The sequence below is a fragment of the Salipaludibacillus daqingensis genome, assembly GCF_029891575.1.
Taxonomy (GTDB): domain Bacteria; phylum Bacillota; class Bacilli; order Bacillales; family Salisediminibacteriaceae; genus Salipaludibacillus; species Salipaludibacillus daqingensis.
The window spans coordinates 1-15,154 of the sequence record NZ_JARZHF010000017.1 but is presented as its reverse complement, the minus strand read 5'-3'; the positions used below and the strand labels follow the sequence as shown (position 1 = coordinate 15,154).

11 protein-coding genes and 1 pseudogene are annotated in these 15,154 nt (G+C 39.7%); 8 read left to right on the top strand and 4 right to left on the bottom strand.

The features are described 5' to 3' along the window. The first annotated feature begins 6 nt into the window (after positions 1-6). From nrfD to QDN89_RS21650, 3 genes are read left to right on the top strand one after another with little or no spacing between them, the layout of a single operon-like run. Complete coding sequence (gene nrfD / locus QDN89_RS21660) at positions 7-1,290, top strand: NrfD/PsrC family molybdoenzyme membrane anchor subunit (protein ID WP_280772276.1); 1,284 nt, start codon at positions 7-9, stop codon at positions 1,288-1,290. Then, a complete protein-coding gene (locus QDN89_RS21655) occupies positions 1,283-4,402 on the top strand; it encodes a molybdopterin-dependent oxidoreductase (protein ID WP_280772275.1) in 3,120 nt (1,039 codons plus the stop codon). Before nrfD ends, QDN89_RS21655 begins: the two co-directional genes overlap by 8 nt. Beyond that, on the top strand, positions 4,399-4,998 hold the full coding sequence (locus QDN89_RS21650) for a TorD/DmsD family molecular chaperone (protein ID WP_280772274.1): 600 nt from the start codon (positions 4,399-4,401) through the stop codon (positions 4,996-4,998). Before QDN89_RS21655 ends, QDN89_RS21650 begins: the two co-directional genes overlap by 4 nt. Before the next feature lie 199 nt (positions 4,999-5,197). Here QDN89_RS21650 and QDN89_RS21645 read toward each other — a convergent pair whose 3' ends face one another. Then, positions 5,198-5,401, bottom strand: coding sequence for a YdiK family protein (locus tag QDN89_RS21645; protein ID WP_280772273.1), 204 nt, complete (start codon positions 5,399-5,401; stop codon positions 5,198-5,200). Continuing rightward, positions 5,398-6,132, bottom strand: a complete 735-nt coding sequence (locus QDN89_RS21640; protein WP_280772272.1) for a CPBP family intramembrane glutamic endopeptidase — start codon at positions 6,130-6,132, stop codon at positions 5,398-5,400. The genes QDN89_RS21645 and QDN89_RS21640 overlap by 4 nt, the downstream gene beginning before the upstream one ends. Before the next feature lie 431 nt (positions 6,133-6,563). Between QDN89_RS21640 and groES the strand changes: the two genes are divergently transcribed. The 3 genes from groES (at position 6,564) to betA (ending at position 10,958) form a co-directional block, all read left to right on the top strand. Next, positions 6,564-6,848, top strand: coding sequence for a co-chaperone GroES (groES, locus tag QDN89_RS21635; protein WP_280772271.1), 285 nt, complete (start codon positions 6,564-6,566; stop codon positions 6,846-6,848). Between the two features lie 102 nt (positions 6,849-6,950). Then, positions 6,951-8,594 (top strand): chaperonin GroEL, encoded by a 1,644-nt coding sequence (groL, locus tag QDN89_RS21630; RefSeq protein WP_280772270.1) that lies wholly within the window; start codon positions 6,951-6,953, stop codon positions 8,592-8,594. A 678-nt stretch (positions 8,595-9,272) separates the two neighbouring features. Further along, entirely contained in the window at positions 9,273-10,958 is a 1,686-nt protein-coding gene (gene betA, locus QDN89_RS21625) for a choline dehydrogenase (RefSeq protein ID WP_280772269.1), read from the top strand. 372 nt (positions 10,959-11,330) lie between these two features. Here betA and QDN89_RS21620 read toward each other — a convergent pair whose 3' ends face one another. Further along, positions 11,331-12,230, bottom strand: a complete 900-nt coding sequence (locus tag QDN89_RS21620) for a glycine betaine ABC transporter substrate-binding protein (RefSeq protein WP_280772268.1) — start codon at positions 12,228-12,230, stop codon at positions 11,331-11,333. Positions 12,231-12,405: 175 nt separating this feature from the next. Continuing rightward, the gene (gene cudC / locus QDN89_RS21615) at positions 12,406-12,957 is read right to left on the bottom strand and encodes a choline uptake/conversion transcriptional regulator CudC (protein ID WP_280772267.1); all 552 of its coding nucleotides are present in this window, start codon (positions 12,955-12,957) and stop codon (positions 12,406-12,408) included. Positions 12,958-13,246: 289 nt separating this feature from the next. Between cudC and betB the strand changes: the two genes are divergently transcribed. Next, positions 13,247-14,719, top strand: a complete 1,473-nt coding sequence (betB, locus tag QDN89_RS21610) for a betaine-aldehyde dehydrogenase (RefSeq protein WP_280772266.1) — start codon at positions 13,247-13,249, stop codon at positions 14,717-14,719. 243 nt (positions 14,720-14,962) lie between these two features. Further along, a pseudogene (locus QDN89_RS21605) lies at positions 14,963-15,154 on the top strand (RNA-guided endonuclease InsQ/TnpB family protein); the annotation flags it as partial.

Below are 15,154 nucleotides of genomic sequence, written 5' to 3'. Positions count from 1 at the left end.
AAAAAAATGAGTCAATCAGCGATTTTACAACAACAACATAACGAAGAATCTGAAACGATAACCGCCAAACGATTCAAACGATGGATGACAGCATTGGTTATCAGTATGATTGCCGGCGGTGGAGCAATATTATACCGAGCAATAGAAGGATTGGCAGTGACGAATTTGAGTGCTTTCGTTCCATGGGGCGCATGGGTTGCCTTTTATATTTTTTTTGTTGGATTAAGTGCTGGAGCGTTTCTATTGTCTACGTTGATTTTCGTATTTGGGATGGAACAATACGAACGAGTTGGTAGGTTTGCATTGTTTACCGCACTTATTTGTATGGTTGTCGCCTTAACGTTTATTTTGTTGGATTTAGGAAGGATGGATCGATCATTTAACGCGATGACGTTTTGGAATGTCATGAGTATCCTTTCGTGGGAAGTTCGTTTCTATTTAATTTATATGGTTCTCTTAGCAACGGAACTATGGTTTGCCATGAGAATTGATCTAGTAAAACTAGCAAAAGAAAAACTAGGGTTTAAGAGTAAGCTAGCCAATGTGATTCGTCTTGGTAGTGATGATACATCAGACCTATCCGCTAAAAAAGATCATCGCTGGATGAAAATTTTAGGGATTATCGGAATTCCTATTGCGATTATTGGTGTTCATGGTGGGACAGGAACATTGTTTGCGGCGGTAGCGGCTCAGCCATATTGGAACACCCCTTTATTTCCAATTATTTTTGTTGTCTCTGCTCTCGTTTCAGGAACGGCACTACTCATCGCTATGTATGTGATACAACGAAAAGTGAGAGGGAAAACGGTAGACCTCACGATGATCAAAGGATTAGCTACGTTAATGATCTTTTTCCTTGTGATTGACTTAACGCTTGAATTTTATGAATTTCTAGTCGCAGGACTGAGTTTGAAACCAGAAAAAATGGCTGTGCTTGATGTCATGTTCACTGGACCGATGTCTTGGTCGTTCTGGGGAGTACAACTGTTTCTAGGAGCCGTTGTGCCAATTTATCTCGTATTTAGTAAACGAACGAACCAGTCTGTGAAAGCATTAACGGTAGCCGCTATACTCGTTGTCATTGGCATTATCGGAGTTCGATTCAATATTGTTGTCCCAACACAAATCGTTCAGTCCATGAAAGGATTGCCGCAAGGATTTTATTTTCCAAACTGGGTGGAATGGTTAAGCTCTATTGGAGTTGTAGCAATGGGATTGTTTCTATATTCCCTAGGGGCAAAATTTTTACCACTGGAAACTGAGGAAGGAGACGTGAACAGTCATGAGTAAATCTGCGTTTGATAAAAAACTGAATCGAAGGTCGTTCGTCAAAGGAGCGGGAATTCTTAGTGCGATTGCTGTGGCTTCCCCGTTTTTCGGGAGTCCGATTCGTCAGATGACTAGTGGAAATGTGTGGGCAGACGACGAACATGGTATTGGTTCGGCAACGGAAGACTATACAGCAGAGAACGTCATTTATACGACATGTGAACAGTGTAATACGCATTGCACGATCAAGGCGTATGTGAAAGAAGGGAGAATCGAAGGCGGATGTACGTCGCTCGTGCGCAAAATCGCAGGAAACCCTTACAGTCCTCTAACCATGAAACCGATGGGACAGATTGATTATGCCAAACCAGTTGCCGCAGCAGCCTTAGGTGGAGGAAGCGTTGCAGTTGCTGGTCGAGGATTGCGAGGGGGACGAACGTGTTTGAAAGGGCAAGCGGGGATTCAAACAGCGTACGATGCTTATCGTTTAAAAAAACCGATGAAGCGCGTTGGCCCTCGTGGAAGTGGCAAGTGGAAGACTATTTCATGGGATCAAGCATATGAAGAAATTGTCGAAGGTAGCAATGATTTAGGCACTCCTGGATTGAAAGATCTTATCGCATATGAAGAGGAAGAAACGGTGATGGGTGATTGGGAACAAGTGAAAGAAGGAAATTTATCGCAAGAAGATTTTCATGAAAAATACAAAGATGTTCTTATTGACACAAAACATCCAGACTTTGGTCCGAAAGTGAATCAAGTCGCTTGTCTAGGCGGAGATCGTCGCCATTTTACAAATACGCGAATTTGGAATCAAGGTTTTGGTAGTGTGAATTTTGATGATCATGGTGGGATATGCGGCGTAAGTAGTGTTATTGGGAATGTTCGATCCTTTGAACATGGTAAACGACGCACGTATACGGACATAGACCATATAGAATACATGATTGCATTTGGAACAAATCCGGTTGTAGCAAACAAGGGACCAACATGGATGGCACCACAAATTACAAATGCAATTGAACGTGGCATGAAAATGGCAGTGGTGGATTCACGCTTATCGAAAACAGCGGAGAAAGCCCATCATTGGATTCCTATTATTCCAGGTACGGATGGTGCATTTGCATTAGCCATGGCTCGTTGGATAATAGAAAATGAAAAGTATGATAAACGTTATTTAGTAAATCCAAACAAAGAAGCAGCCGATAAAGATGGGGAGCCAACATGGAGTGATGCAACTCACCTCGTGAACCTAAGTGATCCGGCGAAACAAAAACTTCGTCCGGCTGATTTAGGAATCGAGGAAGAGGAAGCGTTCGTTGTTTTCAAAAATGGTAAACCTCAGTTGTCTACGGAAGTAGAAGAAGCAGACCTTGAAGTAGATACCGTCATTGATGGGATGGAAGTGAAGTCTACCTTCACCCTTTATAAAGAAGAAGTGATGAAACATACGCTCGAAGAATATTCGAACATCACTGGCATTGACGTGGCGATGATCAAAGACGTTGCGAAAGAATTTACCTCCCATGGAAAAAAAGCCGCAGCTTTTGGTTATCGAGGAAATGCAATGCACACGAACGGTTATTACAGTGTAAGAGCAATGAATATATTAAACCATCTCGTAGGGAACTACGATTGGAAAGGTGGTAGTATCTCATCAGGGGCCAATTACGGACCGTTTGAGGGCGCTTATGATTTAGATACGGTTCCAGAAGGAAAGACGCCTTGGGGCATTCCAGTGACGAGAAAACAGTCCAACTATGAGCAAAGTACATTGTTTGAGCGTGACGGCGGATATCCAGCTCTTCGACCGTGGTTTTCGGCAACAGGGAATTCGTCACATGAATTAATCCCGAGTGCGGCAGATGAATACCCATATGGATTAAAAGCGTTATTCATTTACAGAATGAACCCAATTCTTTCCTTTCCAAATGGACACGTGTATCGAGATATATTAAAAGATGAGAAGAAGATTCCTCTTCTCGTAACGTTAGATATATCCGTAAGTGAAGGAGCGGAGTTATCCGATTATGTCCTTCCTGATTTAACGTATTTAGAGCGTTTCGGACAAGAAACGATTTATCCGAACCAACTTCATAAGTTGAGCAGTATCATGCAACCAGTGACAAGAGTTGCTCCTGATGCAAAAGCAGTGGAAGACGTATTTATTGAATTGTCGAAACGGTTGGATCTTCCGGGAGTAGGGGACAATGCCTTTACTGACGGTAGTTCTTTAAATAGTTATGAAGAATACTACATGAAGATGGCAGCAAATATCGCCTACGATGAAGAACCAGTTCCTGATGCGGATAAAGAAGAACAACAAATTTTTGTTAACGCAAGAGAAAAAGCGCTCCAAGAATTTTTCGACTTAGATCGATTGAAACAAGCGGTCAAACCAGAGGAATGGGCAAAAGTTGTTTATGTCTTGAATCGTGGTGGTAGATTTGAAGAGCCAGGCACAGAATATATTAATGATGGAAAACATGTAAAGTACCAATATGGCGGTCAAGCAAACTTCTACGATGAAGTAACGGCCAGAAACAAACATTCATTTAGTGGCGAGTTTCATAGCGGTATTCCAGTTTATGAAGAAATAAAAGAATATGACGAAACGACCTATGCGAGAGACTTACCGCTAATTATGACAAACTGGAAAGCGAAACATATCGGAACTCATCGAGAGATATCGAATGCATGGCTAAGGGAAATTCGTGAAGACAATCCAATTTGGATGAATGGCATCGACGCGAATGGCCGTGGTCTGAAGAATGGAGACACGGTTAAGATCAGTGGAAGTGATTATGAAGCGGAAGGTCGAGTCATGGTAACGGAAGGGATTCGTCCAGGTGTTGTAGGGTGTAGTTACAATTTTGGGCACACAGCTTATGCTTCTAAACCGATCAAAGTAGATGGTAAGTGGACCGGTGCCGCTTCGGAATACGGTCATACAAGCTATGAGTTTTCGGAACCGAAGAAAGAGTCAGGACTTTATGCAAAAGGAAGAGATACTGGATTTTCAGCGAATGATTTATTAAGCCTTGATCCTATTTTGAAAAATAATGGTTTATTCGATCCGATTGGAGGTTCTGCTGCGCAGCTTTATGCAAAGGTGGAGGTGAAAAAAGCATGAGGACAATGAGCTACTCCGTTGAAGAAAAAACGTTCCTTTACGTCTTGTTTGCTCAAGTGATGTACGGTGAAACGGATGTTTTAAAACATTTGTTTAAAACACAAAATGAAAGCTTTCAGCAATTAGATGAAGATGTTCTCCGCTTATTTGAATTATTATCGAAAACAAAAGAAGAGGAACTGCAGATTCAGTACGACAATCTCTTCTTTATCCCGGGAAGTTATTATGTCCCGCCTTATCTAGGCAAGTATGCGTGTGAAAATGATTCAGAAGGAGAACAGCAGCTTCTAGAAAAGTTAGCTGCGTTATACAATTCTACAGGGTTTATCACCTTTGCAGAAAAAAAGTATCTTCGTCATGACCATCTTGGCCATTTGCTTATGTTTCAACATTTTTTACTGTTACAAAGAAAAGAAGTAGTGGAGGAAGAGGTTCATGTCATCGGTACCATATTGAGAGATGTATTGGAAACAATCCTTGTTCCTAGTTTCGGTAAATTTGAACAAAAAGTATCTAAATCTATAAAGAAGGGTTTTTATTTAGATGCTGTCCGACTTATTCATCAGTTTATTGATCAAGAAAGAGTAGAAGGTTAGGAACGATTTTAGTATCCTGTTGGATACTCGCATCTGCGGAATCTTCAGCTACTACTTTTTTAGGGGTTAGAAAAATCATGTATCATTTATCATGTTAGTTTGAGAAAACGACATCTCACTGCATTTAAAAAACGAGTTAGGATGTTCATCCTGACTCGTTTTTCTGAATTTTAAATGGCTCTTGAGAGAGCCTTTTTCATTATTGTTTTTTATCTTGTTGTTGTTTAGCAATTGCTCCAAACGTTCGAAAAGCAATCATGTAATCAATTGCTGCAAAAGCAATCAGTAAGATGGTGAAAAAATCCCATCCAGAAGACTGCTGAGCCGATTGAATTGCAAAATAGAGAAATAATGTTCCTAGAAAGAAATACATATACCCGTGAAAACGTGAGGGTTTAATCATAAGAAGAAACCTCCTATAAATGCTTGAGCGGCTTGCTCAAACTCTTCCATTTGTTCAATTAAATCTTGTAGACGTTCCCCAAAAACAACTTGAATCAACATAACAAAAGAGTTGATTCCCACATGTGCAATGATTGGAACGATAATTCGTTTTGTTTTTACATATAGGAAAGCAAAGACAATTCCCATCGCAAGGTAAACGAGAATATGTTCAAAATCCCAATGGACAATGGCGAAGATAAGTCCACTTAATACTGCAGCTATCCAGAAACCAAATCGCTTAAATAAGCTGCCGAAGATAACCATGCGAAACACGAGTTCTTCCATAATTGGTACAAAGATAGCAACAACGATCACCATATAAGGAACGGCTGTCGCCATGTCGACAATCATTTCTGTGTTTTCAGAACCAGGTTCGATACCTAATAGTGTCATCTCAATGAGCGCTGCTACATATTGTGCCGCAAAAGCCATGAAAATACCGGCGATGGACCATAAGACGGTTTGACCTACATCGGCCTGACCTTGAATAAAGTTTTTATCAGGTTTTGTTTTTAGGGCAATGAGCGAGATTACGATAAATCCTAAAGTGAAACCAATGAACACAGACATTCCTTGTAACTCTGCCTCTGTCCCCGAAAATCCATTAAGTTGTAGAACTATCATTACTGCAACAGGGGAAAGTTGCGTTAAGATAAAAGCAATGAGAATGAGCCAATATTTTTTCGTCAATGTAAATTCTCCTTCATGTCTTACTCTTTATAGTTTGGTGCAAGTTTTTAATAATTAACTACCACATTGTATCATAACCACTTGGAAAAATAGAATGAAGAGCCCTTAATCAAACGTATATTCTTTTAGATAGTAGCCGATGCTAGTTAAGGTTATTTTGTAAGAGATTTTTTTATGTGTGAGGATAAGAAAAATAGGGTTATCTTTACCATTAAACCTATGTTTTAACAGTACTTAAATTGGGGATAATTCATAAGTGGAGGCGAGGATTATCGAATTTTGCGATAAAAAAATCGTTTAAAATACTTGCAAAAATATTTTTAAATGATTATTATAGGAATTGTGTTAGCACTCATAGACGACGAGTGCTAATAAAATAAAAATTCAAACATGCGCAACTTGCGCAAAAATATTAAAGGAGGGTGTTTTCCTTGTTAAAACCATTAGGTGATCGTATTGTCATTGAATTGATCGAGCAAGAAGAAAAGACGAAGAGTGGAATTGTTCTTCCAGACTCTGCAAAAGAAAAGCCACAAGAAGGTAAAGTTATTGCAGTAGGTTCCGGACGTGTGACGGATAACGGTGAACGCGTAGCAATGGAAGTCAAAGAAGGCGACTCAGTTATTTTCTCTAAGTATTCAGGTACAGAAGTGAAGTATGAAGGTAGTGAATATTTAGTTCTTCGTGAAAGCGATGTTCTTGCGGTTATCGGCTAATCACCGATAGTGACAACTACGTAAAAACACCGACCGATTTTTCGGTCACTCTTTTCTAACATAAAAGCACTACATATAAATAACAGGAGGTTGATGTTTAACATGGCAAAAGATATTAAATTTAGTGAAGATGCTCGTCGTTCGATGATGCGCGGTGTAGACCGCTTAGCAGATACAGTCAAAGTAACACTTGGACCAAAAGGACGTAACGTTGTTCTTGAGAAAAAATTTGGTTCACCGCTTATTACAAATGACGGTGTGACAATTGCTAAGGAAATCGAACTTGAAGATAACTTTGAAAACATGGGTGCTCAGCTCGTAGCTGAAGTTGCTAGTAAAACAAATGACATTGCTGGTGACGGAACAACAACAGCAACTGTTCTTGCACAAGCAATGATTGCTGAAGGTCTAAAAAACGTAACATCTGGTGCCAACCCAATGGTTATCAAAAAAGGTATTCAAAAAGCAACGGAAGCCGCTGTTGCAGAATTAAAGAAAATTTCTAATCCGATCGAAAGCAAAGAGTCTATCTCTCAAGTAGCTGCTATTTCTGCGGCTGACGATGAAGTGGGTCTATTAATTGCAGAAGCAATGGAGCGCGTTGGAAATGACGGCGTTATCACTGTGGAAGAATCAAAAGGTTTTGCTACTGAATTAGAAGTAGTGGAAGGTATGCAATTTGACCGCGGATATGCGTCACCATATATGGTAACGGATTCTGACAAAATGGAAGCCGTTCTTGAAGATCCGTACATTTTGATTACAGATAAGAAAATCGGAAACATCCAAGAAGTTCTTCCAGTACTTGAGCAAGTGGTTCAACAGAGCCGCCCAATCTTGATTATTGCAGAAGATGTGGAAGGCGAAGCTCTTGCAACACTTGTTGTAAACAAACTTCGTGGAACATTCAACGCTGTTGCAGTAAAAGCACCAGGTTTCGGTGATCGTCGTAAATCCATGCTTGAAGACGTGGCAACACTAACTGGCGGGGAAGTCATCACAGAAGACCTTGGATTAGACCTTAAGTCTGCTAGCATTACACAACTAGGTCGCGCATCTAAAGTTGTTGTAACAAAAGATAACACAACGATTGTTGATGGAAGCGGAGATACTGCAGAAATCTCTAATCGCGTAAACCAAATCAAAGCACAATTAGAAGAAACTACTTCTGATTTTGATAAAGAGAAACTTCAAGAGCGTCTTGCTAAATTAGCTGGCGGTGTAGCAGTTGTGAAAGTGGGAGCAGCTACAGAAACAGAAATGAAAGAACGTAAACTTCGTATTGAAGACGCATTAAACTCCACTCGTGCAGCAGTAGAAGAAGGAATTGTTGCTGGTGGTGGTACAGCGTTAATCAATGTCTTAGATGCTGTTCGTGGCATTGACGTTGTTGGAGACGAAGCAACAGGCGTGAACATCGTTCTTCGTGCACTTGAAGAGCCTGTTCGTCAAATCTCACAAAACGCAGGTCTTGAAGGATCTATCATTGTAGAACGTCTTAAAGGTGAAAAAGTAGGCATTGGTTTCAATGCTGCAACTGGCGAGTACGTAAACATGATCGAAGCTGGAATCGTTGACCCTACAAAGGTTACACGTTCTGCCCTTCAAAACGCAGCATCTGTCTCTGCTATGTTCTTAACGACAGAAGCAGTTATCGCAGATCACCCAGAAGCAGAAGGCTCAGGTGGCGGAATGCCTGACATGGGCGGCATGGGTGGAATGGGCGGAATGGGCGGCATGATGTAATCATCGCCCGAACCCTTTGATATATAAGGATTTTGAAGTGATTTACTAAAAAAATGCTAACATCAGGTATATAATAGAGGCTTCTCATTAGTTCAATGAACTTTTGGGAAGCTTTTTTTTGGTTCATAACGATAAATGATTTGTATGGTTAACTTTATCAGTTCGTCCTGAACGTTCCATAACAATAACTTTCGCTTCAGCTAACAATGATTTGTGGCTTCCTCCAAGGTGTTTCCTCTCAGTTTTGGTGAATGTTCATTTGTTATCGTTTTCTCTTCGATTCGATTTTTCAATTGGTAAAAATTCAAAGATTCTTTTATTTCTAATTTCCTAGACAATATAGATGTCTTGTTATTTTCGAACGGTGGTTCTCATGCTCGGCTTGCTCATGCGAAGATTATCTTTTCCTTTCTTGAGTGAAGGTAAAGAAAGATGTAATAGAGTATAGACGCCGGTTTACAAATTAAATATACTATGTTAAATTAAATATGTTAAAAATGTTAAATAAAAATTTAACGGAATAAAGGTGAATTGGTTCAAGTAAATAATATTTAGAAAACCATAATCTATTAACCTATGAACTGGTTTCAATAACGGAATGTGAGTTTTTTGATGAATGCTTTTCATATTTTATTGATTACTTGCATTCAATTTTAAACATCCAAGGAGGTACAACAGATGAAAGAAACATATGATGTAGTTATTATAGGTGGCGGTAGTGCGGGTTCTGTTCTCGGCGACCGTTTAAGTGCAGATGGGACACGCAGTGTTCTTGTGTTAGAGGCAGGTCGAAAAGATTTTTCATGGGACTTATTAATCCAAATGCCAGCAGCTTTGCCGTTCCCCGCAGGGAAATCCTTATATGACTGGAAATATGCAACTGACCCTGAACCTCATATGAATGGACGACGTGTCAAGCATGCCCGGGGAAAGGTGCTCGGAGGTTCGAGCTCCATAAACGGTATGATTTTCCAACGCGGTAATCCGATGGACTATGAACGTTGGGGAGCCGATCCGGGAATGGAAACGTGGGACTTTGCTCACTGTCTTCCGTATTTCAAACGCCTGGAAAATGCTTTAGCTTCGGAATCAGATGACGAGTTTCGCGGACACGATGGTCCTCTTAAATTGGAACGTGGGCCAGCAAAAAATCCTTTATTTCAAGCTTTCTTTAACGCAGGTGTCGAGGCTGGTTACTCGCGAACGCCCGATGTAAACGGTTTTCGGCAAGAGGGATTTGGTCCGTTTGATAAGCACGTTTACAAAGGCAGACGTTTATCAGCTTCACGTGCTTATCTTCATCCAGCTATGAAACGTAAGAACCTTACTGTGAAAACTCGTGCTTTTGTTTCAAGTATCGATTTCGAAGGTACTAAAGCTAAGGGTGTGACGTATCAACGAAATGGGAAAACACATCAAATTAATGCAGGTGAAGTCATACTCTCTGGCGGTGCAATCAATACACCTCAGCTACTTCAATTGTCAGGTGTGGGTGATGCGGAGCACTTGCGCTCACTTGGTATTAAACCAGTAGTTGATCTTCCTGGGGTAGGTGAAAACCTTCAGGATCATCTTGAAAGCTATATCCAATACTCCTGTCCAAAACCGGTTTCAGAGCAGCCTAACTTAAAGAAAACTCGCATGCCTTGGATTGGTTTACAGTGGTTGCTCGGCCGCAAAGGTCCAGCAGCAACGAACCACTTTGAAGGTGGAGGTTTTGTTCGTTCGAACGAGGACGTCGACTATCCAAATTTGATGTTCCACTTCCTTCCGGTAGCGGTAAGGTACGATGGACAAAAAGCAGACACTGCTCACGGATTCCAAGTACACGTCGGACCTATGTACTCTGATGCTAGAGGGACATTAAAGATCCGTTCGAAAAACCCTAAAGAATATCCAAGCATGGTCTACAACTATCTTTCGACAGAGCAGGATAAACGTGAATGGGTAGAAGCGGTAAGAATTTCAAGGAAAATTATGTCTCAGCCAGCAATCGCACCTTACAATTCAGGAGAAATCTCACCTGGCCCGTCCGTTCAAACAGATGAGGAGATATTGGACTGGGTGGCAAAAGATGCGGAGACTGCGCTTCATCCGTCTTGCACAGCAAAAATGGGACCATCTTCAGACCCTATGGCTGTCGTGGATCCACTAACCATGAAAGTCCATGGGCTCGACAATCTACGAGTAGCCGATGCGTCTGCTATGCCATATGTCACTAACGGTAATATCCATGCACCAGTGTTGATGTTGGCGGAAAAGGCAGCAGACATCATCCTTGGGCGTAAACCACTGGAGCCTATTCATGCTGACTTCTACCGTCATGGAGTACATCCAGCCGACGCAGGCACAATAAAAGGTTAAGTTAAATAACTCTTTCATAAGAAGGCCTCTTTCAAAATGTATTTGCCAGTCGAAGCGAACATTTTATGAAAGAGTGCCTTCTCTTTTTATCTCCACCTTTTCTAACACTTTCGAATTTTTTTGCGTGCACTTATGAAAAGGGTGCGCTTTTACGGTGTGCTGGTGCGCTCTTGAACTAGGCTGGTGAGCTTTCAAACGAAGGAGGTGCGCTCTCAAAATATTATTGTGCGCTCTCAAGAAAAGGGGGCGCTCGGTAGCGAGGAAAGATAAAGATATTAGCTAAAGGAAAAAAAGTTTAAAAGTTTAGAAATACAAAAGAAGTTAGTCTCTCAAAAAAGAGAGACTAACTTCTTTATTTAAAACAAATTAGCTTTATTTTACCCATTCATCTATCAAGTCTTGATTCTCTTCAATCCATTTTTTAGCTCCATCAAGAGGGTCTTCAGCACTTTCTACATCGTCAATAAGCTCGCCAATTTGTTGGTCATCCATCTTCCAATTGTTAAACCACTCGCTTATTTCTGGATAATCTTCTTCAAATCCTGGTCTTGTAGCATGGTGAATTTTTTCTACACCACCGAATATGTTTTGCGGATCTTCTAGAAATTTCAAATCGTATTCAGAGAATACCCAGTGTGGAGTCCAAAGTGGTACCACAATTGGCTCTTCATTTCCTACTGCATTATCAATTTCAGATAACATCGCTGGTTCAGAGCTTGGTAATAGTTCAAATTCAAGATTATAATCTTTAATTAACTGTTCCGTAACTTCCATCGTACCTGCGCCAGGGTCTAAACCGATAATTTCACCATCAAATAGTTCTTTATGTTCATTTAAATCTTCTATACTATTTACTTCTTCTAAATAGGTTGGGACAACAAGACCTACTTTTGCATTATCAAACCAAGTAGAATCTGAGAAATTAACAGTATGTTGATATTGTTCTAGATAATTTGCGTCTTGAACAGGTAACCATATTTCTAAGTTAGCATCTAGCTCGCCACTTTCTAAAGCTTCCATCGAAAAGCCCATTTCCAATAAACTTAACTCTACTGTGTAACCTTTATCTTCTAAAATTGCTTTCCACATATTTGTTACTGCAATATTTTCAGCCCAGTTAATTTGGGAGAATGTTAATTCTTCGTCACTTACCTCTGTTTCTACATCAGCTTGTTCACTATTTGCTTCTTCATTAGTGCTTCCACAAGCTGTCAATACAGCCCCCATTAGCAGCACAATGATAAATCTAACTTCTTTTTTCCATTTGTTCATTAAAAAAACCCCTTATTTTGTTTAATATATTGCAAAGGTTAAATTTGTTAAAAATATATTTAACCTTAATACAAAACGTAAGAATCTCTTATTTAAGAAGAGATTAGTAAAACTTTTCATTATTAGGTAGTCAAGTGATTGTTACTGTCTATCGACTACCTAATAATTTTTCATATTAATCTTGCGGATCTTTAGGTAAAAACTCAAATATTTTCCCACTTCTTATACTTGCAACTAAATCTGACAACCAGTGGTAGTATGTTTTAGATTCTTCTAATTGATCAAAGTATTTTTTTGCCTGTTCAACAACTTCTAGTGTGCTAGTAGAATCTTTTATGACATCTTTTAAATCCTCTTGTGCTTCTTCAATTGCTTCCATATTCATTTTCACTTCTCGTTCCCACATATGACAATAAAATACCATAAAGGAACGGAAGAAATTTTTCTCAGCTACATACGTATGTTTTCTAGAACCGCGTGTAAATGTTTTTTTTACCATTTCTATTTCTTGAAGCTTACGGACACTAGTACTCATACTAGGTTTACTCATTTCGAGATCCGTACGCATTTCATCAAGAGTCATCTGATCTTTAAAGTACATCGTCGCATATAAATTGGCTGCAGATGGTGTTACACCATATAAATCCATTGTCTCTGCAATGGCGCCAATGACTTTATCTTTCGCTTCTTCTATTTTAATTTTGGATCTTTCATCAGATTCACTCATATATTCCCTCCTACTAAAAATAGTTTAATATGTTAAATGTTTTTTTAATATTCTTCACAAAGTTTATGATACCGTGTTCAGATTAAATGTCAAATGATAAACGCGATTTTTACGAGTTGAAAATGTCTACTAACGCAGTACTACAAGCATTCTAGTTCATTTTAATTCAATCTAAACTTTTAAGTTTTGAATGTATCTTTGACAGCCTCTAAGATACATGTTAACATTTTGAAAGATTAAATAAATTTTTAACAAACTTAATATATTTGAAAAATTGGAGTTGATGATATTGAGTCTAAAACAACAACAATACATTAATGGTAAATGGATAGATGCGAAATCAGGTCATACGCGTAATATTATTAATCCATTTAACCAGGAAATTATTGCTACTGTTCCAGAAAGTGATGAATCAGATACAAAAGAAGCTATCGCTGCAGCAAGAGCAGCATTTGATAACGGAGAATGGTCTTCTACTCCAGCAACAGAGCGAGGGACAATCGTAAGAAAAATTGCTGAATTCATAGAAAGAGATAAAGAAGAGCTCGCTAGATTAGAATCATTAGATACTGGTAAGACAGTAGAAGAAAGTCGTGGAGATATGGATGATATTGCGGGCGTATTTCGTTATTATGCAGAGCTTGCAGATAAAAATGGCGGGGAACTGATTGATTCTCCAGTGCCACACTCTATTAGTAGAGTAGTTCACGAACCAGTCGGTGTGTGTGGTCAAATTACACCGTGGAATTATCCATTACTTCAAGCTTCTTGGAAATTAGCTCCAGCACTTGCGACTGGAAATACTTTAATCATGAAGCCAAGTGAAATTACACCGCTTACTACGATTAAAGTATTTGAACTAATGGAAGAGGCGGGAGTGCCTGCTGGCGTTGCTAACTTAGTACTTGGTGCTGGTCATACAGTTGGAGCAGAGCTATCTAGTAGCATTGATGTAGATCTCATTTCCTTTACAGGTGGCATTGTTACTGGTAAGAAAATCATGCAGGCGGCAAGCGTTAATGTGAAGAAACTCGCACTTGAACTTGGTGGGAAAAATCCTAACATCATCTTTGCTGATGCTGATTTTGAGATAGCTGTTGACCAAGCATTAAACGCGGTATTCTTCCACGCTGGACAAATCTGTTCCGCCGGTACAAGACTGATCGTAGAAGAAAGTATTCACGATGAGTTCGTCCATGCACTTGTTGAGAGAGTGAAAAGATTTAAGCTAGGAAGCGGATTTGACGAAGACACACAAATGGGCCCGCTTATTTCAGCAGAGCACCTTGAGAAAGTGGAGAAGTACGTTGAAGCAGGTATTAAAGAAGGTGCTACAATAGCAGTTGGTGGTAGCCGACCAGAAGATCCAGAACTACAAAATGGATTTTTCTACTTGCCTACTATTTTCACAAACTGCACAACAGACATGAGCATTGTTCAAGATGAAGCTTTTGGTCCTGTTATCACGGTTGAGAAATTCCGTGCAGAAGAAGACGCAGTAAAGCTTGCTAATGACTCTATCTACGGACTTGCTGGTGGCGTATGGACAAACGATATTGCAAAAGCTGAACGTTGTGTAGCAAAGATGCGCATGGGAACTGTTTGGATTAATGAATTCAACCTTTACTTCCCACATGCACCATGGGGTGGATTTAAGCAGTCTGGTATTGGACGAGAACTTGGTAAACTAGGTATTGAAGAGTATACAGAAACAAAGCATATATTCCAGAACCTTAAGCCTGAACCTATCAACTGGTTCTAGAGCTATCATAGTAAGTAAAAGTTATTAGAGAGGGGTCTATCATTAAGTGAAAAAACTTAATGATAGACCTCTTTAGTTCATTAATAGCCTTATTCTTCTATCATTAAAGCCAAGAGGACTCCTTCCTCAAAAATTCGATAGAATTTTAGGTGGGAGGTGAATTGGCGGTTTTGGTACTAGAATTTTTATAATTTTTTGGGTAATATAAACGTATTAGAACTTATGTTTGGGGGTGGAAATCAAATGGCAAACTACAAAACCATGCAAATTTGTGTCAAAAAAGGACACCGAATGCACGAATATTTTCAAGAGATGTGCCAACGTGCAAAGAACATGCATAACACAACCAACTTTTATATCCGACAAGTTTATACGTCTTTAACACAAGAAAAGGAGTTGCAACCTCTTCAAAGCGAAGTGTTGGATTCCATTCAA

Bases quoted from the DNA above. Each gene is read 5' to 3' on its own strand.
- nrfD (WP_280772276.1), top strand. From the start codon at position 7: ATGAGTCAATCAGCGATTTTACAACAACAACATAACGAAGAATCTGAA.
- QDN89_RS21655 (WP_280772275.1), top strand. From the start codon at position 1,283: ATGAGTAAATCTGCGTTTGATAAAAAACTGAATCGAAGGTCGTTCGTC.
- QDN89_RS21650 (WP_280772274.1), top strand. From the start codon at position 4,399: ATGAGGACAATGAGCTACTCCGTTGAAGAAAAAACGTTCCTTTACGTC.
- QDN89_RS21645 (WP_280772273.1), bottom strand. From the start codon at position 5,401: ATGATTAAACCCTCACGTTTTCACGGGTATATGTATTTCTTTCTAGGA.
- groL (WP_280772270.1), top strand. From the start codon at position 6,951: ATGGCAAAAGATATTAAATTTAGTGAAGATGCTCGTCGTTCGATGATG.
- betA (WP_280772269.1), top strand. From the start codon at position 9,273: ATGAAAGAAACATATGATGTAGTTATTATAGGTGGCGGTAGTGCGGGT.
- QDN89_RS21620 (WP_280772268.1), bottom strand. From the start codon at position 12,230: ATGAACAAATGGAAAAAAGAAGTTAGATTTATCATTGTGCTGCTAATG.
- cudC (WP_280772267.1), bottom strand. From the start codon at position 12,957: ATGAGTGAATCTGATGAAAGATCCAAAATTAAAATAGAAGAAGCGAAA.